Here is a 19,954-nt window from a genome sequence, read left to right as displayed (position 1 = left end):
TGGTCTCAGCCGACCGCGCGCGGGCGCGGGGCGTCCGAGGGGGACTGTTCGGCGGGAGGCTCCTGCGCGGCGTCGGAGGCCTCCGGAACGGCGACCTCCAGGCCGTAGAGCGCCTCCAGGCCGGTGATGTACTCGTCCGCGCGGCCCTCCGCCGCGAGCTGGCGGGCCCGGACCGTGGGGGTGTGCAGCAACGAACGGACCATGCGGCGCATGGCCATCTCGATCTGCTCTTCGGCGCCGGTGCAGCCGTGGTGGGCGCGGACCTTGTCCAGCTCGGAGTCCAGCACCGCCATGGTGTGCTTGCGCAGGGCCACGATCGCCTGGTCCATGCTGCGCGCGTTCTGGGCCGTCTCGAACCCGCGGGCGGCGCGCTCCACGATCTCGCACGCGGCGCTCACGGACTCACTGGTTTCCTCGGGAGCGGCGACGCGCACGGACTCGAGGGTGATCAGCTCCACGCCCGGCAGGTCCGCCACGGCGGGGTCGAAGTCTCGGGCCAGCGCGAGGTCCACCACGGTGCGCGGCCCGTCCGGGAAGGCGGCCGCGGGCATGGGAGCGGAGCCGCCGGAGCACCCGATGATCACGTCCGCCCGGCGCAGGGCCGCAGGAAGGCCCGCGTCCGTCACGGGGGAGCCTCCGCGCTGGTCCGTGAACTGCTCGGCGCGTCCGGAGCCGGAGTAGACCTCGATGTCCGCGCACCCGCGGTCCCGCAGGGCGGCCATGGTGGCACCCGCGTACGCCCCGGTGCCGAACACGAGGGCGTGGCGTCCGGGCCAGTCGCCCGGGGTGATGTCGTCGGCGAGGTCCAGCGCCACCGACACGATGGAGCGTCCGCGTTCGCCGAGCCCCGTGCGGGCGCCCACCTCGCGGGCGGTGCGGGCCGCGGCCTCGAACAGCTGCACGAGGTGACCCGAGGCGGTGCCCGACTGGCGGGCCTGGGTGAGGGCCCGGCGGACCTGGCCCGTGATCTCGCGCTCGCCCACCACGGCGGACTCCAGCCCGGAGACCACGGTGAACAGGTGACGGGGAACCTCGGGCCCCTGGTACGCGTCCATGGTCTCGAGCACGAAGCGCTCGTCCAGGCCGGCACGTTCCGCGATCCTCTCCGCAAGCTCCTGCTGGGCGCGGGCCACGTTGCGCGGGTCGTGCTCGGACAGCTCACCGTAGAGCTCGAGCCGGTTGCACGTGGAGAGGGTGATGGCTCCCGCCAGCGCACCGCGGGACACGGCGTCCTCGGCCACGCCGAGGGCCCCGGTGCTCAACCTGGCCACAGTGTTGAGGTCAACGGTGCGGTGCGATGCGACAAGACAGAAAAGAACCACAATCCCGCCATCCTAGACGAAGTCGTTCTGCTCCGCCCAGCATAGCCACCAGCGCGCGGCACGGTTCAGGTCCCACCCGTGCGGACGGATCGTCACCAAAACGCGTCGGAGTCCTTTGGCATGATGGGACCATCATGGCTTCCCAGAACGCGCGCATCCCCGAGTCCTCCGAGCCCCGTCCGGCAGGGTCTGCCGCCACGGCCCACGAGGCGGCCCGACCGGACCTGGATCCCCAGGCCGAGGCAGCCGCGTGGCAGCGCCGCCTCGGCGCTCTGCCCGAGGCCCACCCCCTGCGCGTCGGCACCGCCGAGTCGCCGCTCGTGCGCACCCTGCGCGGGCTGCCCGCCGAGCACCGCCCCGTGTGGTTCATGCGCCAGGCCGGCCGATCCCTGCCCGAGTACCGGGCGGCCCGGGAGGGCACCGGGATGCTGGAGGCCTGCCTGACCCCGGCGCTCGCCGCGGAGATCACGCTGCAGCCGGTGCGCCGCCACGGCGTGGACGCCGCCATCTTCTTCTCCGACATCGTGGTGCCCATGAAGCTCGCGGGAGTCGGAGTGGACATCGTGGCAGGACGCGGTCCGGTGCTGGAGCACCCCGTGCGATCGGCCGCGGACGTCGCCGCTCTGCCCGAGCTTCCCGACGCCGCCCTGGACCCCATCCGTGAGGCCGTGCAGCGCACGGTCGCGGAGCTGGGGGACACGCCGCTCATCGGCTTCGCCGGGGCACCGTTCACCATTGCCGCCTACGCGGTGGAAGGCGGTCCCTCCCGCGACCACCTGCGTCCGCGCACCATGATGCACGCGGACCCGGCGTCCTGGGACGCACTCGCCCAGTGGGCCGCCCGCACCTCCGGCGCCTTCCTCCGGGCGCAGGTCGAGGCGGGGGCGTCCGCCGTGCAGCTCTTCGACTCCTGGGCGGGCTCGCTCTCGCTGGGGGACTACGAGGCCCACGTGCAGCGCCACTCCGCGGACGCGCTCGGGGCGGTGGCGGACCTCGGGGTGCCCCGCATCCACTTCGGGACGGGCACGGGGGAGCTGCTCGCCGCCATGCGGGACGCCGGCGCGGACGCCGTGGGCGTGGACTACCGCATTCCTCTCGACGTGGCCTCGCACCGCCTCGGCGGGCGTACCGTGGTGCAGGGCAACATCGATCCCGCTCTGCTCTGCGCGCCGCGGGACGTGCTGCACGAGCACGCCCGTGACGTCCTGCGCCGGGGCGAGAGCGCTCCCGGCCACGTGGTCAACCTGGGCCACGGTGTCCCGCCGGACACGGACCCGGACGTGCTCAGCGACCTGGTGACTTTCATCCACGAGGAGACCCGGTGACACCCTCCCCCCGAGACACACGGCCGTCCTCCCCCCGGCGTCCCCGCACCGCGCTGGTGGTGGGCGGGGGAGTGGCTGGCCTCACGGCGGCGCGGGACCTGGCCGCCGCCGGGCTGCGCGTCACGCTCGTGGAGGCCTCGGACCACTTCGGAGGCGCCGTGGGCGCCCACGAGGTCGCGGGGCTCGTGCTGGACTCCGGTGCGGAGTCCTTCGCGACCCGCTCCACGGCCGTGCCCGAGCTGATGTCGGAGCTCGGTCTCTCGGAGCGGATGGTCACCCCCAATCCCGCGGGGTCCTGGCTGCACCTGCCCGAGGGTGCGGTGCCGGCACCGCGTTCCGGGGTGCTCGGAATCCCGGCCGATCCCACCGCGCCGGAGCTGCGCGCGGCGCTCGGGCGCTCCGGCGTGTCACGCGCGCGGATGGACAAGGTGCTTCCCTCCCGCATGGGTGCGGGTGAACGCACCGTGGGTGCCCTCGTGCGGGCCCGCATGGGCCAGCGCGTGGTGGATCGGCTGGTGGCACCGTTCGTCTCCGGCGTCTACTCCACCCACCCCGACCAGCTGGACGTGGACGCCGTGGCCCCGGGCCTGCGCTCACGCATGCGCGAGCTCGGCAGCCTGGGTGCCGCCGCGGGCGCGCTACGGGAGGCGAGCCCAGCGGGGGCGAACGTCGCCGGGATCGACGGGGGGATGAACCTGCTGAGCGAGCGGCTCGTGGACGACGCCGAGCGGCTGGGCGTCAAGCTGGTGGCCCGCTACGACGTGATCGCCCTGGACCGTGATCCCCGCCGACCGGGGTGGATGGTCATCCAGCGACAGCCCACGGACGGTGACAAGACCGCGGTGGCCCGCGGCGAGCTGCTCGTGCTGGCCGCGGACGGCCCCACGTCCGTGCGGCTCATGGGCTCGCACGTCACGGACGCACAGAACTTCACACCGCGCTCCGGTCCGCGGATCGCGCTCGCGACCCTCGTGCTGGACTGCCCCGCTCTGGACGACGCGCCGCGCGGCACGGGCGTGCTCGTGAGCGACGACGTCCGCGAGGTCCGTGCCAAGGCCCTCACCCACTCGAGTGCCAAGTGGGCGTGGGTGGCACGGGAAGCGGGGGAGCACCGCCACGTGGTGCGGCTCTCCTACGGGCGCACGACCCCCAAGGGCACCGGCGCCTCGCCGGAGGTCGCCCTCGAGGACCGGCACTTGATCTCGCTGGCCCTGGAGGACGCGAGCACGCTGCTGGGCGTGCCCATCGAGCCCGCCCAGCTGGTGGGCGCGGACGTGGTCCGCTGGCACGCGGCCCTGCCCCGCACCGACGCAGGGCACAGCGCCCGGGCCGCGGGCTTCCGCCGCGCACTGAAGGACGTCCCGGACGCGGTGGCGGTCGGCGCGTGGCTGTCGGGGACGGGGCTCGCAGCGGTGGTCACGGACACGCGGCAACAGGTCAGGAACCTGCTCGCCCGCCACGGGTACGACGTCGCCACGTGACGTCGCCCACGGGAGCGGCACGGGCGGCGTCGTGGACGCCGTGGCCGGTGACCGGGACCCGCGCGGGTGCAGCGAACGAGAAGAGAAGACGGCGAGAGGAAGTGCACGATGACTGAGCACGGAGCAACAGACGCACAGGGCGCCGCGGGAGAGGGCGGCGAGACCCTGTACTGGGCCGGCTACACGGTGCTGGAGCGCACGGGGCAGCGGCCGCAGGACGCCGATTCACCGGCCAACCGGGAGGCGTTCGACGCCCTCGTGGCGGACCTCGAGCAACGGGACGTGACCGTACGCGGCGTGTACGACGTCTCCGGGATGCGCGACGGGGCGGACCTCATGGTGTGGCTCACCGGCAAGGAGCCGGAGGTGCTGCAGGCCGCGATCCGTGAGCTGCGCCGCCAGCCCCTGCTGGCCGGGACCCGGCAGGCATGGAACGCCATGGGCGTGCACCGCGAGGCGGAGTTCACGTCCAACCACTCGCCCGCGTTCGCGCGCGGTGCCGAGGCCCAGAAGTGGGTGTGCGTCTACCCGTTCGTCCGCTCCTACGAGTGGTACTACATGAACCCTCAGCGCCGCGGGGAGATGCTCAAGAACCACGGCATGAAGGCCCGCGAGTACCCGCAGGTGCTCGCCAACACCATCGCGTGCTTCGGGCTCAACGACTTCGAGTGGCTGCTGGCCCTGGAGGCCCCGGAGCTCGTGGACCTGGTGGACATCATGCGCCACTTCCGCAACACCGAGGCACGCCTGCACGTGCGCGAGGAGACCCCGTTCTACACGGGGCGCCGGATCACCACCCACGAGATTGCCGAGGTGCTCGACTGAGATGACTGACACCCGAGAGACCAATGCCCTGAGTGCCGAGCGCGCCAACGCGCCGCACAGCTTCGACGCCCTGATCCTCTCCTCCTTCGGTGGGCCGGAGGGTCAGGAGGACGTGATCCCGTTCCTGCGCAACGTCACGCGCGGCCGCGGCATCCCGGACGAGCGGCTCGAGGAGGTGGCCACCCACTACCGTGCGAACGGCGGCGTGAGCCCCATCAACGCCCAGAACCGGGCGCTGCGCGATGCGCTCGAGGCCGAGCTACGGCGTCGTGGTGTGGAGCTGCCGGTGCTGCTCGCCAACCGCAACTGGGACCCGTACGTGGCGGACGTGCTGCGCGAGAGTCACGAGCGCGGGTACCGGGACCTGCTGGTGCTCGCCACGAGCGCGTACTCCGGGTACTCCAGCTGCCGCCAGTACCGGGAGGACTACGGCGTGGGCCTGGAGGAGACGGGGCTGCAGGACGAGCTGCACGTGGAAAAGATCCGGCAGTACTACGACTCCGAGGGCTTCCTGCGCCCGTACGCCACCAAGCTGCGGGACTCGCTGCTCGCCCTGCGCGAGCGTACTGACGGACCCGTGCGCGTGCTGTTCACCACCCACTCCGTGCCCATGACGGACGCCAACGCGGCCGGCTCCCAGCGGATGAGCTTCGAGGGGAACTCCGCCTACGTGGCGCAGCACCTTGCGGCCGCGCGCTGGATCGTGGAGCAGGTGGGCGAGCCCATGAACGGGGTGGAGTGGGAGCTCGTGTACCAGTCCCGCTCCGGGCCCCCGCAGGTCCCGTGGCTCGAACCGGACATCTGCGACGTCATCGAGGAGCTGCCCGGCAAGGGCGTCACCGGCGTGGCCGTGGTGCCCCTGGGCTTCGTCTCGGACCACATGGAGGTGCTCTGGGACCTCGACACCGAGGCCCGTGACGCCGCGGCCGAGGCCGGTCTGGAGTTCGAGCGCATCCCCACCGCCGGCACTGATCCCGAGTTCGTGGCCGCGCTCGCGGACCTCGTGGAGCAGCGGCTGGGCACGCCCACCGCGCCCCCGCGGGTCTCCGCGTGCGCCCAGGGCACGTGGTTCGACACGTGCGCCCCGGACTGCTGCGTGAAGGTGCTGCGCGGCCAGAGCGAACCCCGCCCCACGATCGCCCAGCGGCCCGTCGGCGAGCCCATCCCCGTGGGCCTCGACGAGAACGGCGAGGTGATCCACCGGTGAGTGGACCCGTGTTCAGGGTGGGCACCCGTGGCTCGCAGCTGGCCATGACCCAGAGCCGGTGGGCGGCCGAGGCCGTCTCCCGTGCGGGGGGCATCGACCACGAGCTCGTCACGGTGCGCACCGAGGGGGACGTCCTCACGGGGCCGCTGTCCCAGATGGGCGGTACCGGTGTGTTCGCCACCGCGCTGCGGGCGCAGGTGCTCGACGGGCGGGTGGACCTCGCGGTGCACTCGCTCAAGGACCTCCCCACGGCCCCCGTGGAGGGTCTGCGGATCGTGGCCCTGCCCGAGCGTGAGGACCCGCGGGACGCCCTGTGCGCCCGGGACGGCTTGACGCTCGCCGAGCTGCCCGAGGGTGCGGCCGTGGGCACGGGCTCACCCCGGCGCGTGGCCCAGCTGCGGGCCCTGCGCCCGGACCTGCGCATCGTGGACATCCGCGGCAACGTGGGCACCCGCCTGAACCGGGTGGCTCCCGGTGATCCGGGGGACCTGGACGCCGTGGTGCTCGCGGCCTCCGGTCTCAAGCGGCTGGGCCTCGAGGGCAGCATCACGGAGTACCTGGACCCCCACATGATGCTGCCCGCCCCCGGTCAGGGCGCGCTCGCACTCGAGGTCAGTGCCCAGCTGGACCCCGCCGGGCCGCTCATGCGGGGTCTCGAGGCCGTCGACCACCTGCCCACCCGGCTCGCGGTCACCGCAGAGCGGGCCGTGCTCGCCCAGCTCGAGGCCGGCTGCGCCGCGCCCGTGGGCACGTTCGCCCGCGTGGCCGGGGACGTCCTGGAGCTCGACGTGGTCGTGGCCAACCCGGACGGGTCCGAGGTGATGCGCCGCAGCGAGTCCGTGCCCGCGCTGTCCGTCGAGGAGGCCGAGGCCTTCGGGCGCCGGATTGCGGACGACCTGCTCTCCCAGGGCGCCGACCGGTTGGCACGGCTGAGCCTGTGACGGCCCGTCGCGTGCTCGTGACCCGCGATCCCGCCGCCGCGCGCCCTCTGGCCGCGCTGCTGCGGGAGCGCAGGTACGAGCCGTGCACCGCCCGGTTGCTGGAGGCCTCCCTGCCCCTCGACACCGAGCCCCTGCGCGAGATGCTGCGCGAGGCGGCTCGACCCGCTGTTCCCACGTGGCTGTGCGTGACCTCGGCCACCGCGGTCCACGCCCTCGCGGCGGTCGCGGACTCCCCGGACTGGAGCGCGCATCTCGACGCCGCCCGGCCCGCCCCGCTGCGGATCGCCGCCGTGGGTGCCGCGACCGCGCGGGCCCTCGCCGAGCACGGTGTGGGCGTGGATTTCGTGCCCGCCGAGACCTCCAGCGCCGTCGGCATGCTCGAGGAGTGGCCGGAGCGCATCGAGGAGCCGGGGCACGAGGGCAGGCAGTCCCCCGCCGCGTCCGGTGCACCACGGGCCCTGCTGCCCGTGTCCGCGCTGGCCTCCACCACTCTCGAGGAGGGCCTGCGGGCCAAGGGGTACCGTGTCTGGCGGACTCGCGCCTACGACATGGTGCCCGCCCCCGCCCCGCGGCCGCTGAGCAGGATCGCGTCCGAGCCGGACGACGCCCCGGAGCTCGATCGCACGGCCGCCCGGGCAGCGTGCGCCTCGGGTGAGCTGGCGGCCGTGGTGGTCACGGCGCCGTCGCGGGCGGCGGAGCTGCTGGACGGCAACCGTCCGTCGGCGGGCACCGCGTGGATCGCGATCGGTGAGCCCACCGCCCGCGCACTGCGTGAACGCGGCCTGACCCCCGTGACCGCCGCGCAGCCCACCCCGGAGGCGCTCGCCGACGCGGTGGACCACGCCCTCGCGGACCGCCGAGGTGGTCCCAGGACGACCTCTCATGACACAACGATTCAATGAACCAGGAGATCTGCAGATGAACGACGACGTGTCGTACGACATCGTGTCCCGCCCCCGGCGCCTGCGCACCACCCCGGCCATGCGCCGGTTCGTGGCCGAGACGCGGCTGGACGCCTCCGACCTGATCCTGCCGGTGTTCGTCAAGGAGGGGATCACCGAACCGCAGCCCCTGACCTCGATGCCCGGTGTGGTGCAGCACAGCATGGACTCGCTCCGGCGCGCCGCCGCGGAGGCCGTGGAGCTCGGCCTGGGCGGATTCATGATCTTCGGTGTGCCCGAGACCCGGGACGCCGAGGGCTCCGCGGCCCTGGACCCGGAGGGAATTCTCAACCGCGGCATCCGTGCGGTGCGCGAGGAGGTGGGGGACGGCGTCGTCGTCATGGCGGACCTGTGCCTGGACGAGTTCACCGACCACGGCCACTGCGGCGTGCTGGACGCCCAGGGCCGCGTGGACAACGACCGCACCCTGGAGATCTACGGCCGGATGGCCGTGGCCCAGGCCGAGGCCGGGGCGCACATGCTGGGGCCGTCCGGGATGATGGACGGCCAGGTGGGTGTGATCCGCGCCGCGCTGGACGCCGCGGGCCGCGAGGACGTCTCCGTGCTCGCGTACACCGCCAAGTACTCCTCGGCGTTCTACGGCCCGTTCCGCGAGGCCGTGGACTCCACGCTCACCGGAGACCGCAAGACCTACCAGATGGATCCCGCGAACCGGCGCGAGGCGCTGCTCGAGCTGCAGACGGACCTCGCCGAGGGCGCGGACATGGTCATGGTCAAGCCCGCGATGAGCTACCTGGACATCCTGCGCGAGGTCGCGGATGCCTCTCCGGTTCCGGTGTCCGCGTACCAGATCTCGGGGGAGTACGCGATGATCGAGGCCGCGTCCGCCAACGGGTGGATCGACCGCGAGGCCGCGATCCGCGAGTCCGTGCTCTCCATCAAGCGCGCCGGGGCCGACTCGATCCTGACCTACTACGCCGCTGAACTCGCCCGCCGCCTCCGCCAGGAGAACGGCCGGTAACTGCCCACCCGCCGCGCCCGCGCGGTGCCCGGGACACGGTCCCGGCGAAAGGAATGACGTGATCTCATGAGTGTTTCCCAGGAACTGTTCGACCGTGCCCGCCGCGTGATGCCCGGGGGTGTGAACTCGCCCGTGCGCGCGTTCAACTCCGTGGGCGGAACCCCGCCGTTCATCGCGGCCGCCAAGGGCCCGTACCTCACGGACGTGGACGGCCGCGAGTACGTGGACCTCGTGTGCTCGTGGGGCCCCGCCCTGATCGGGCACGCGCACCCCGTGGTCACCGAGGCCGTGCACGAGGCCGTGGAGCGCGGCCTGGGCTTCGGCGCCACCACGCGTGGCGAGACCGAGCTCGCGGAGCTCGTGGTGGAGCGCGTGGCACCGCTCGAGGAGATCCGCATGGTCTCCACGGGCACCGAGGCCACCATGACCTCCCTGCGCCTGGCCCGCGGCTTCACGGGCCGTGACCTCGTGGTGAAGTTCGCCGGCTGCTACCACGGCCACGTGGACTCGCTGCTGTCCGAGGCCGGCTCGGGCCTCGCCACGCTCGCGCTGCCGGGTTCCGCAGGTGTCACCGAGGTGACCGCCGCACAGACCCTGGTGCTGCCCTACAACGACGTCGCCGCGCTCGAGACCGCGTTCGCCGAGCACCCCGGCCAGATCGCCGCGGTGATCACCGAGTCCGCACCGTGCAACATGGGCGTGGTCACCCCCGAGGACGGCTTCAACGCCGCGATCCGCCGCATCACGCAGGCGGACGGCGCGCTCATGATCCTGGACGAGGTGCTCACCGGCTTCCGCGTCCACGAGGCCGGGTACTGGGGCCTCAGCAACGCGGCGGGCGAGAGCTGGGCGCCGGACCTCTTCACGTTCGGCAAGGTCATCGGCGGCGGGCTGCCCACCGCGGCCCTCGGCGGTCGCCGGGACATCATGGAGCACCTGGCCCCCACCGGTCCCGTGTACCAGGCGGGCACCCTGTCCGGGAACCCGGTGGCGATGGCCGCCGGTCTCGCGACCCTCAAGTGCGCGGACGCGGTGGCCTACCAGACCATCGACCGCCGCTCCGAGCAGCTGCGTGCCGGACTGCGCGAGGCCCTCGACGCCGCCGGGGTGGACTACTCCATCCAGGAGGCGGGCAACCTGTTCTCGGTGGCGTTCGGCACCCGCGCCACGGGCGTGCACGACTACGCGGACGCCAAGGGCCAGGAGGCCTTCCGGTACACCCCGTTCTTCCACGCCATGCTGGACGCCGGCGTCTACCTGCCGCCCTCGGTGTTCGAGGCGTGGTTCCTCTCCGCGGCGCACGACGACTCCGCGATGGACCGGATCCTCTCGGCGCTGCCGGCCGCGGCGCGGGCCGCCGCGGAGGCACAGCCCCCGCAGGCCTGATCCGCTCCTGCGCGCCCCGTCCAGATCCGGATCGCGGGCGCGGGACGGGCACGTGCTCGACGACGGCGCGGCACCCTGGGAGGGGTGCCGCGCCGTCGTGCCGGGGCTGCGGGGACTACGGGCGCGGGTGGACGGGCCACGTGCCGTCCACGACCGCGGCGGGGTCCTTGCGGCGGAAGTACTCCTGCAGGGAGGCGGCCTGTTCGGCGGCCCACCCGATCTGCGCCTCGTGCAGCGCGGCGGCGGGTTGACGGAGCTCCGCGAAACGATCGGCCAGGGCCGCGGCGAGCCGCTCGGTGGCCAGGGCGTCCGCGGCGGAGGTGTGAGCGGCGTCGAGCACCACGCCGTACTCCTCGCACAGCGCGCCCAGGGTGCGCTTGCCGCGGCGGTAGCGGTGCACCCGCTTGTTGAGCACGAACGGGTCCAGCACGGGGAACGGCTCGGGGGCGGGCAGGCCATGGCGCTCGGTCTCGCGCGTGAGCACCGTGAGGTCGTACGCCGCGTTGAACGCCAGCACGGGGACCCCGGAACGCCAGAACCCGGCCAGCACCTCGCCCAGCTCGGCCGTGACCTCGGCCACCGGGCGGCCCTCCGCTCGCGCCCGTTCCGTGCTGACCCCGTGCACGGCCGCGGCCTCCTCCGGGATCTCGATGCCCGGATCGGCGAGCCACTCCCACTCCTGCTGCACCTCTCCCGCGGGGGAGACCAGCACCACGGAGGCCGTCACGATGCGCGCCTGCTGGGGATCACGCCCGGTGGTCTCCAGGTCGAAGCACGCGCGGGGGCCCTGGTGCCACGGGGCATCGGACGCCACGACGCCGCTCGCGACCGCACCGTTCGCGGCCGCACCGCTGGCGACCCTACCGTTCGCGGAGTTCGGTGCCTGGGCCCCTGTGGAGGCTGTGCCGGGAACGGACCACCGCGGAGCAGGTGCCGCTCGCGTCACCATCCCCGCGGACGTGGGCGTCTCCAAAGATGCGGGGGCCGCACCCGGCTTTGACGGGCCCGGCCCGATTGATCCCGACCCGTGTGGTGCTGGCCCGGTCGATCCGTCACGGGGATCCTCGGTGGTTCCGGGGACCGGATCGAAGAGCGAGGGCTGCTCGGGCGCCGGTTCGGCGCCAGCGGCGGCACCCGGGGCGGCGGGCGGCTCCGGGGCGTCGAAGAGGGCGGGCTGGGCGGCGTCGTCGGAGTGGTTCGGGGAGGACATGGCACCACGGTACTGGGTGTGACCCACGCCCTTATGCGTGTCGGAGGCACGTGGTGGGATGAGCCCATGCGAACGCAGCGAGAAGCCTCCTGGCGTGTCCTCCCGCCACGCGGCACGGACACCGCCCAGGTGCCCGTGGAGCTGGACCCCGCGCAGCGGACGGTGGTGGACCTGTCGGCCGGGCACGGCCCCGTGCTGGTGCTCGGAGCGCCCGGAACGGGGCGCAGCACCGTGGTCGTCGAGGGGGTGGCGCGTCGGATCGCCGCGGGCACGGACCCCCAGCGGATCCTCGTGCTGACTCCCTCCCGCGAGTCCGCGGCCACGCTGCGGGACCTCGTGAGCCGCCGGGCCGCGGCCACCATCAGCACCCCGCTGGTTCGGGCCTGGCAGGCGTACGCCTTCGACGTCCTGCGTCGCGCGCAGTCGGAGGGGCTCATGCCGGGCATCGACCTCCCCCCGGTGCTGCTGTCCGGGCCGGAGCAGGACGCTTTCCTCGCGGACATGATGCGCGGTCACGCCGCTGGTCTCGGCGGCTCCGTGGTGTGGCCCGCTGACCTCCAGGACGCGCTCGGCACGCGGGGATTCCGCGGTCAGCTGCGGGAGCTGTTCGACCGCATGAACGAGTACCGCGTGGAACCCGAGCAGCTCGCCGCGTGGGCCGAGCCCCTCGGCCACCCGGAGTGGCGCACCGCGGCCGCGTTCCGCACCGAGTACCAGCAGGTCCGGGCGCTGCGCATGCCCAACGTCTTCGACCCCTCCGAACTGGTGGACCGCGCCGCCCGTGTCCTCGAGGAGAACCCCGCGTTCCTTACGCGGGAGCAGCAGCGCCTGGACGTGGTCATGGTGGACGACCTGCAGGAGGCCACCCGCTCCGTGCACCGGTTGATCGGCGTGCTGTGCCGCGGTCAGGACGCGGTGCTCACCGCCAATCCGGACACCACGGTGCAGGGGTTCCGCGGGGCACGCCCCGAGGCGCTGCGCACCCTGGAGGACCGCGTGGGGACACCCGCCCACCCCGTCCAGCGCCTGCACCTGCACACGAGCCACCGCATGTCCCGTGCCGTCAATGAGGCGTGGCAGCGCGTGGCGCGGGCCGTTCCCGTTGTGGCGGGAGCACGTATCGACAGAGCACCGGAGCAACCGGACGACTCGGAAGCCGAACCCTCAGCTGATCCCCCCGCTGGTCCTCCGGACGAGCACGCCGCCGGTGTCGCCGCATCCGTGGCCCCCGCGGCTACGGCCGCACGCGCGGTCGTACCGGACGGGGTGCGGGTGGCCACGTTCGAGTCGCCCACGGCCCAGTCGCGCTGGTGCGCGGACCACTTCCTGCGGCTCCACGTGCTGCACGGCGTCCCCTACCGGGACATGGCGGTGATTGTGCGCAGCGGCCCGCAGCTGTCCGCGCTCACCCGGCAGCTCTCGTCCCTGGGTGTTCCCACCACCACGTCCGCCGCGGAGACCCCGTTGCGTGACGAGCCCGCGGTGATTCCGCTGCTGGACGCCCTCCGGCTGCTCCTGGCGGCGCAGGAGCTGCCCGGCGACCATCCCCAGGTTGAGGGCCCATCCCCGTCCAGTGGGGCGGACGACTCACCATTGCGGGAGACGGACCAGACCGGGGACGCAGACACGCCGCACGAGGAGTCAGCCGCTCGTGACGAGCAGACGAGCCCGCGCACCGTGCTCACCGCTGCCACGGCAGTCTCCCTGCTGACCTCGCGGATCGGTGGCGCCTCCCCCATGGAGGTGCGCCGCATCCGGCAGCGGCTGCGCGGCTACGAGCTGCGCACGGGCGGTGGGCGCACGAGCGACGACCTCCTCGTCCAGGCCCTCGGGGACGGCGTCCTGCTGGAGCTCGCCGAGGTCCGTTCCGACGCCGCCGCTCGGGTCGCCGACATGCTCGAGGCCGGGCAGGCCGCGCTGGACGCTCCCGGTGCCACCGCGGAGTCCGTGCTGTGGGCGCTGTGGGAGGCCTCGGGAGTGGGGCCGCGCTGGCGGCGTCGTGCGCTGGCCGGGGGAGCGGAGGCCGTGCGGGCGGATCGGGACCTGGACGCGGTGGTCGGGCTGTTCGAGGCCGCCGAGCGCTTCGTGGACCAGGTTCCCGGGGCCACCGCTCGGGCGTTCATGGACTACATGGACCACCAGGAGCTGCCCATGGACACCCTCGCGGCCAGGGCACCCGCGGAGGACAACGTGTCCGTCACCACCCCCGCCGGGGCCGCGGGAAGGGAATGGGCGCACGTGGTCGTGGCCGGCGTCCAGCAGGGGGTGTGGCCCAACACCGCCCTGCGCGGGCAGCTGCTCGGCACGGAGGTCCTCACGGACGCGCTGGACCACGGCCCCGAGCAGGCCACGCGGCTCGGTGCCGTGGACCGGTTGCGCCAGGTGCGCTTCGACGAGCTGCGCCAGTTCGCCACGGCCGTCTCCCGCGCCCGCACGAGTCTCACCGTCACGGCGGTGGCCACCCAGGACGAGCAGCCGTCCGAGTTCGTGGATCTCGTGGCACTGGGCCGCGGTGAGGAGACGGGCATCGCCGTCGAGGCGCTCGACGCTCCGGAACCGCTCACCCTGCGCCAGCTGACCGGCACCCTGCGGCGGACCCTCCACGCGGAGGACGTGCCCCGGACCCACCGTGAAGCGGCCGCGCGGCTGCTCCACGAGTTCGCCACCGCCGTGGACCCCGTGGCGGGTGCCGCCCCCGAGCAGTGGTGGGGAGTGAACCCCCTGACCACGGAAGATGCGCTGTTCGACCCCGAGGAGGCCGTCCGGGTGTCACCCTCCAAGATCGAGACCGTGCACCGCTCGCCCCTGGACTGGTACGTGAGCGAGGCCCGCGCCACGGAGACCACGGACCTCAAGCGAGGGCTGGGCACACTCGTGCACGACATCGCCGAGCACATGCCGGACGCGGACGCCGTGGAGCTGATCGCGGAACTGCGCCGCCGGTGGCCCTCCCTCGGGATGCCCGAGGGGTGGACCGGTGCGCAGGAGCTCGAACGCGCCGAGACCATGCTGCGGAAGTTCGCGCAGTACGCCCGGGAGATGCGCACGCAGCACGAGCGCGAGCTGGTCGCGGTGGAGGGGAGCTTCCAAGTTCTCGTGCGCAACCCCGCGCGGGACGCGCTGCTCACGGGGCGGGTGGACCGCCTGGAGGTGGACGCCCACGGCCGCCACGTGGTGGTGGACCTGAAGACCGGCAAGCACAAGCCCACCAAGGACGACATCCCCGAGCACCCGCAGCTCGCCGCCTACCAGGTGGCACTCCAGGCCGGTGCCGGGCAGGCCATGCAGGACAGCGTTCAGAGCGAGGACCTGCACGGCACGGACCGTCCCGAGCGGATCGAGCTGCCCGAGGGCACGGTGCTCACGCAGCCGGGAGGAGCGCTGCTCGTCCAGCTCGGTGACGCCGCCGCCAGGCCCGGCGTCCAGCAGCAGGACCCGCTGGACGAGGACCACCAGTGGGCCCGGGAACTCATCGCCCAGGCGGCGCTGCTGATGGCCGGGACCCAGTTCGAGGCCCGCCACACCGCGGAGCAGGAGAACGGCGGCCACGGCAGATCGTGCGCGGTGCCGTGGTTGTGCCCGTTGTGCGCGCAGGGCAGACAGGTGACGGAGAAATGACCATGCAGGACTTCACCCCGGGGGACATCAGGTTCTCCCCGCAGGACATCGCCGAGGCCCTCGGGGAGCACCCGCCCACGGAGCAGCAGGCCGAGGTCATCGCCTCGCCCCTCACACCGCGGCTCGTGGTGGCCGGTGCCGGTTCCGGCAAGACCACCACCATGTCCGACCGCGTCACCTGGCTGGTGGCCAACGGGCTGGTGCGTCCCGAGGAGATCCTGGGCGTCACCTTCACCCGAAAGGCCGCCGGTGAGCTCTCGCAGCGGATTGCCACGAAGATCCGCAGGCTGCGCAGCACGGGTCTGCTCGCAGAGCCCGAGGAGGACGAGGACGCTCCGGGGGCCGTGCAGGAGCCCACCGTGAGCACCTACCACTCCTACGCGAACTCCCTGGTGCGCAGCTACGGGCTGCGGCTGGGCATCGAGTCGGACACGGTGCTGCTCGGGCAGGCCCAGACGTGGCAGCTGGCGAGCGATCTGGTGCGCGGCTGGGACGGTCCCCTGCCCGAGTCGGTCCCCGCCGTGGACACCCTGACCGGGGGACTCATCACCCTGTCGTCGGAGGCCTCCGAGCACCTGGTGGAGGCCCGCCGGATCCGCGAGTTCGTCCAGCGCTTCCGGGTGGCGTGCCAGGACGTCCCGCCGGACGGCCGCAAGAAGTCCCCGGGGGACAAGGTGGTGAAGGCCTTGTCCCGCATGGAGCAGACGGATGTCCTCGCGCAGCTGGTGGAACGCTTCCACGCCGTCAAGCGTCAGGAGTCGGCGCTGGACTACGGCGACCTGCTGTCCCTGGCGGCGCGCATCGTCCGGGTGGACCCGCACGCGCGGACCGTGGAGCGGGACCGCTTCAAGGTCGTGCTGCTGGACGAGTTCCAGGACACCTCGCACGCCCAGCTGGCGCTGTTCTCCGGTCTCTACGGGGACGGGCACTGCGTCATGGCCGTGGGCGATCCGCAGCAGTCGATCTACGGCTTCCGCGGCGCCTCGTCCGGGCAGCTGTTCAGTTTCGTGGAGAACTTCCCGCTCCGCGGGGCGGACGGTCACTCCCGGTACGCCCCCACGAGCTTCCTCACCACCGCGTGGCGCAACAGCCTGGCCGTCCTGGACGTGGCCAACGCCGTGGCCGCCCCGCTGCGCACGGCACCGTCCTGGAGCCGGTCCGCCGCGTCCGTGGAGGTGCCCCCGTTGGATCCCGCCCCCGGCGCGGTCCGCGGACGCGTGCGGGTGAGCCGCTACCTCACGGACACGGAGGAGGCCCAGGCCACCGCCGGGCTGATCCACGAGCAGCGGGCCGCCCACGAGGGCCAGCCTCTCGAGGAGATGCCCACCATGGCCGTGCTGTGCCGCCGCAGGGCGCAGTTCGAGCCCCTGAGGCTGGAGCTCGAGGCTCTCGACATCCCCTACGAGGTCGTGGGGCTGGGCGGGCTGCTGCACACGCCGGAGGTCAGCGACGTCGTGGCCATGCTGCACGTGCTCACGGACCCGGGCCGTTCGGACGCCCTGGCCAGACTGCTCGGGGGGGCGCGCTGGCGTCTCGGCGCGCGGGACCTCGCCGCGCTGGGGGACTGGGCGGCCGAGCTGGAACGGCGGCACGAACGCGCCGCGCGAGGCGAGGGGCCCACCCCCTCGGAGACCGGGGCCCCAGGAACCCGGGACACCCCCACGGGCGAGGACGCCGGCGACGTGGTGATGGCCGATGCCGTGGACGGCTCCAGCCTGATCGAGGCGCTCGAGACCCTCCCGCGTGACGGCTGGGTGTCCTCGCGGGGCCGCAGCATCACCCCGGAGGGCATGCGTCGGCTCCGGTCGCTGCTTGCGGACGTCAAGGCCCTGCGGGAGGTGCTCGGGGACGAGCTGACCACCGTGATCCACGAGGTGGAGACGGTGCTCGGGCTGGACATCGAGCTGGCCGCGCTGCCCGGGGAGGATCCCGCGACCGCGCGGCGCAACCTGGACGCCTTCACGGACCAGGCGGTGCAGTTCTCGGCCACCACGCGCACCCACGACGTCGCGGCGTTCCTCGCCTGGCTCGAGGCCGCGTCCCGGGAGGAGAACGGTCTGGACCTGCCGCCCTCCCACACCCGGCACGACGCCGTCCAGCTGCTCACGGTCCACGCCTCCAAGGGCCTGGAGTGGGACCACGTCTACGTTCCGGGGCTGAACCAGGACGACTTCCCGTCCAAGAACTCCTCCGCGTGGACGGGGGACGCCGCCAAGCTCCCCTGGCCGCTGCGCGGCGACGCGTCGCAGCTGCCGGAGTGGGCACCGCGGGTGGATGACGTGCGGGAGCTCGAGGCGTCGTTCGCGGAGTTCACCGAGGACGTGGCCGAGCACGACCTGGGGGAGGAACGCCGCCTGGCCTACGTGGCCTTCACCCGCGCCAAGACGCTGCTGGAACTCTCCGGTTCGGTGTACCGCGGCACCGGCAAGAAGCCCAAGGCGGTCTCGCCGTTCCTGGAGGAGGCCAGGGACATGGCGGAGGCCGCCACCCCGGGGTTCGAGGAAGGACCGTGGGCTGACGGTTCCGAGGCGGACGGCAACCCCCAGCTCGACACCCGGGTCAGCGCCCTCTGGCCCTACGACCCCCTGGAGGGCCCCACAATCACCCGCACCTCACGGGACGCGGACGGCAGGCTCACCGAAACGGTTCTGCCACCGGCACACGCGGGCCGCCGCGCACGGGCGGAGGCGGCCGCGCAGGCCGTGCGGGAGGGAGGCTTCCCGGAGCTGCGCGAGCTCTCGGACGAGGAGCTTGCCTCTGGCCCCGAGGGCGCCACCGTGCGGCGGTGGCGGCACGAGGCCGAGCTGCTGCTCGCGCGACGCGCCGACCCCGACCGCCCGCGCACCGTGCACATGCCCTCGCACGTCTCGGCATCCGCACTCGTGGCCATGGACAGCGATCCCGAGGGGTTCGTCAGCGGGCTGCGCCGTCCAATGCCCCGGAAACCGGGATCAGCGGCCCGGGCGGGGACCGCGTTCCACACGTGGGTGGAGAACTTCTACGGGGACGCCGCCATCTTCGACCTGGACGAGCTGCCCGGCGCGGACGACCACGTGGACGAGGACCTCGACCTTCCACGACTGACGGAGACGTTCCGGGCGAGCCCGTGGGCCACGCTGCAGCCCTTCGCGATCGAGCTGCCGGTGGAGACGCCGGTGGGTTCGCTCACGGTGCGAGGGCGGATCGACGCCGTGTTCCGCACCCAGGACGGGTGGGAACTCGTGGACTGGAAGACCGGGCGGGTCCCGCACGGCCGGGACCTGCGGCAGAAGTCCGACCAGCTCGCCCTCTACCGGCTCGCGTTCGCACGGTGGCAGGGCGTCCCGGTGGAACGGGTCTCGGCAGCGTTCTACTACGTGGCGGAGGACCGTGTGGTGCGCCCCCACGACCTCGCGGACGAGGAGCAGCTCGAGCGCATCGTGGCGTCCATCTACCGTCGGGGAGGAGCGCCCTCGTCAGACGAGACGCCCGATACTCCGTGACCGTCACCGTGACCGTGAGCTGAGCCCTCCACCTCAGGGGCACCCTCGCAGGTGGCCTCCGCGCCGGTGGTCTCCTCACCGGTGGCTTCCCCGCCGGGCCCGGACTCGTCCGCGGGGACGTGCGTGCCGGTCTGCGGCGGGTCCAGGGCGCTCGAGCCGGCCCCGGACGGGATCGGTTCGTCGAGCGGGCCGGGGACCCCCGGGGAGGGGGACTCGCTGGCCCGCACGTCGCGCGCGAGCGTGTCCAGCATGCGGCGCGCGTTGTCCACCATGGACGGGATGTCCCGGTCCACGCCGCGCACCAGCCACTCGGCCAGTGCGAACTCGGCCTTGAGGTGCGCGCGGCGCAGCAGGTGGCGGTCGGGCGGCTGGACGGCGGCCACGGAGTAGGCCTCCAGCACGGTGTCCGCGAACGTGGAGTCGCTCATGCCCACGAGCCACGAGAAGTCCTCGGCGGGATCTCCCACGTGCAGGTCGCTCCACCCGGTGAAGGAGGCCAGGGACCCGTGGTCCACCGTGATGTTGTCCTCGTGCAGGTCCCCGTGCACCACGCGGGTGGAGAACTGCCACAGGGTGGTGTCCTCCATGGCCTCCTCCCAGCGGCGCAGCAGCTGGCCGGGGATCTGACCGGTGGTGGCGGCGCGGTCGAGGTCGTGGAGCATGCGCTTGCGGCACTGCTCGGCGCTGTAGGCGGGCAGGTCCGCATCCATCACGAGCGCGCGGGGCAACGAGTGCAACGCGCCCAGGGCCCGGCCGATCTGCACGGCGATCGGCGCGCGCGGCGTGGCACTCGGGGACGGAGCGTGCAGGGGCGGCTCAGGGTGGGTGTTCTGCCGCTGCAGCTCAGCCAGGCTGAGCGTGGCACCGGGCAGGTGGGAGTACACGAAGGTGCGCAGCTCGCCCCGGGCCACGGACCCGGCCACGGAGGGCAGGTGGAACGGCAGGTGGGAGCGGATGGAGGGCGTGAAGGCCTGCAGCACCAGGTGCTCGGTCTCCAGGCGCATGCTCGCCTCGGTGGTCAGGGGACTGCGGACGCGCCAGCGCTTCCCGGCGGCGTCCTGGACCACGCAGGACCGAAAGTCCGCGGCGTCGTCGGGAGAAGGACCGGTGGCCACGGGGGCCACTCCGGGCACGGCTGCGGCGGCAATGGCGGCTAGCAATTCGGGGGTCGTTCTCACCCCGTCCACCCTACCGTCCGAGCCCTCGGCGGGGGCTGTCCACACAGCCCGTGTGG

The 19,954-nt window shown here is 73.3% G+C and carries 13 protein-coding genes; 10 read left to right on the top strand and 3 right to left on the bottom strand.

Annotated features, from left to right (window positions below):
* Positions 1 to 5: 5 nt before the first annotated feature.
* Positions 6 to 1,322, bottom strand: coding sequence for a glutamyl-tRNA reductase (locus tag HMPREF2833_RS03765; protein ID WP_070636742.1), 1,317 nt, complete (start codon positions 1,320 to 1,322; stop codon positions 6 to 8).
* Positions 1,323 to 1,456: 134 nt separating this feature from the next.
* On the opposite strand from HMPREF2833_RS03765, the gene hemE reads away from it, so the two are divergent.
* From hemE to hemL, 8 genes are all read left to right on the top strand, one after another.
* Positions 1,457 to 2,647 (top strand): uroporphyrinogen decarboxylase, encoded by a 1,191-nt coding sequence (gene hemE, locus HMPREF2833_RS03760; protein WP_059280676.1) that lies wholly within the window; start codon positions 1,457 to 1,459, stop codon positions 2,645 to 2,647.
* Positions 2,644 to 4,128: a protoporphyrinogen oxidase gene (gene hemG, locus HMPREF2833_RS03755; RefSeq protein WP_059280677.1), complete on the top strand. Its 1,485-nt coding sequence runs from the start codon at positions 2,644 to 2,646 to the stop codon at positions 4,126 to 4,128. Before hemE ends, hemG begins: the two co-directional genes overlap by 4 nt.
* A 108-nt stretch (positions 4,129 to 4,236) precedes the next feature.
* Positions 4,237 to 4,953 carry a hydrogen peroxide-dependent heme synthase gene (gene hemQ / locus HMPREF2833_RS03750; RefSeq protein WP_019309454.1) on the top strand — a complete coding sequence of 239 codons (717 nt, stop codon included), beginning with the start codon at positions 4,237 to 4,239 and terminating at the stop codon, positions 4,951 to 4,953.
* A gap of 1 nt (position 4,954) precedes the next feature.
* Positions 4,955 to 6,160, top strand: a complete 1,206-nt coding sequence (locus HMPREF2833_RS03745) for a ferrochelatase (protein ID WP_047978030.1) — start codon at positions 4,955 to 4,957, stop codon at positions 6,158 to 6,160.
* Entirely contained in the window at positions 6,157 to 7,101 is a 945-nt protein-coding gene (hemC, locus tag HMPREF2833_RS03740) for a hydroxymethylbilane synthase (RefSeq protein WP_070636741.1), read from the top strand. The genes HMPREF2833_RS03745 and hemC overlap by 4 nt, the downstream gene beginning before the upstream one ends.
* On the top strand, positions 7,098 to 8,003 hold the full coding sequence (locus HMPREF2833_RS03735) for a uroporphyrinogen-III synthase (protein WP_070636740.1): 906 nt from the start codon (positions 7,098 to 7,100) through the stop codon (positions 8,001 to 8,003). The genes hemC and HMPREF2833_RS03735 overlap by 4 nt, the downstream gene beginning before the upstream one ends.
* Positions 8,004 to 8,019: 16 nt before the next feature.
* Entirely contained in the window at positions 8,020 to 9,024 is a 1,005-nt protein-coding gene (gene hemB, locus HMPREF2833_RS03730) for a porphobilinogen synthase (RefSeq protein ID WP_039101750.1), read from the top strand.
* Positions 9,025 to 9,090: 66 nt separating this feature from the next.
* A complete protein-coding gene (gene hemL / locus HMPREF2833_RS03725) occupies positions 9,091 to 10,410 on the top strand; it encodes a glutamate-1-semialdehyde 2,1-aminomutase (protein ID WP_070636739.1) in 1,320 nt (439 codons plus the stop codon).
* A 115-nt stretch (positions 10,411 to 10,525) separates the two neighbouring features.
* On the opposite strand, the gene HMPREF2833_RS03720 is transcribed toward hemL, so the two are convergent.
* Positions 10,526 to 11,224 carry a 3'-5' exonuclease gene (locus HMPREF2833_RS03720; RefSeq protein ID WP_070636738.1) on the bottom strand — a complete coding sequence of 233 codons (699 nt, stop codon included), beginning with the start codon at positions 11,222 to 11,224 and terminating at the stop codon, positions 10,526 to 10,528.
* A gap of 462 nt (positions 11,225 to 11,686) precedes the next feature.
* Here HMPREF2833_RS03720 and HMPREF2833_RS03715 point away from each other — a divergent pair, with 462 nt between their 5' ends.
* Both HMPREF2833_RS03715 and HMPREF2833_RS03710 read left to right on the top strand, forming a co-directional pair.
* The gene (locus HMPREF2833_RS03715; RefSeq protein WP_070636737.1) at positions 11,687 to 15,238 is read left to right on the top strand and encodes a UrvD/REP family ATP-dependent DNA helicase; all 3,552 of its coding nucleotides are present in this window, start codon (positions 11,687 to 11,689) and stop codon (positions 15,236 to 15,238) included.
* Positions 15,235 to 18,720 carry an ATP-dependent helicase gene (locus HMPREF2833_RS03710; protein ID WP_070636736.1) on the top strand — a complete coding sequence of 1,162 codons (3,486 nt, stop codon included), beginning with the start codon at positions 15,235 to 15,237 and terminating at the stop codon, positions 18,718 to 18,720. Before HMPREF2833_RS03715 ends, HMPREF2833_RS03710 begins: the two co-directional genes overlap by 4 nt.
* Here HMPREF2833_RS03710 and HMPREF2833_RS03705 read toward each other — a convergent pair.
* Positions 18,669 to 19,898, bottom strand: coding sequence for a macrolide 2'-phosphotransferase (locus tag HMPREF2833_RS03705; RefSeq protein ID WP_224764829.1), 1,230 nt, complete (start codon positions 19,896 to 19,898; stop codon positions 18,669 to 18,671). The genes HMPREF2833_RS03710 and HMPREF2833_RS03705 overlap by 52 nt on opposite strands.
* Positions 19,899 to 19,954 lie beyond the last annotated feature (56 nt).

Origin of the sequence: Kocuria sp. HMSC066H03 (assembly GCF_001812045.1) — a bacterium.
Lineage (GTDB): Bacteria > Actinomycetota > Actinomycetes > Actinomycetales > Micrococcaceae > Kocuria > Kocuria rhizophila.
Note: the sequence above shows the minus strand (reverse complement) of the source record. Positions and strands in the feature narration are given on the sequence as shown.

Bases quoted from the DNA above. Each gene is read 5' to 3' on its own strand.
- hemQ (WP_019309454.1), top strand. From the start codon at position 4,237: ATGACTGAGCACGGAGCAACAGACGCACAGGGCGCCGCGGGAGAGGGC.
- HMPREF2833_RS03710 (WP_070636736.1), top strand. From the start codon at position 15,235: ATGACCATGCAGGACTTCACCCCGGGGGACATCAGGTTCTCCCCGCAG.
- hemE (WP_059280676.1), top strand. From the start codon at position 1,457: ATGGCTTCCCAGAACGCGCGCATCCCCGAGTCCTCCGAGCCCCGTCCG.
- HMPREF2833_RS03715 (WP_070636737.1), top strand. From the start codon at position 11,687: ATGCGAACGCAGCGAGAAGCCTCCTGGCGTGTCCTCCCGCCACGCGGC.
- HMPREF2833_RS03745 (WP_047978030.1), top strand. From the start codon at position 4,955: ATGACTGACACCCGAGAGACCAATGCCCTGAGTGCCGAGCGCGCCAAC.
- hemB (WP_039101750.1), top strand. From the start codon at position 8,020: ATGAACGACGACGTGTCGTACGACATCGTGTCCCGCCCCCGGCGCCTG.
- hemL (WP_070636739.1), top strand. From the start codon at position 9,091: ATGAGTGTTTCCCAGGAACTGTTCGACCGTGCCCGCCGCGTGATGCCC.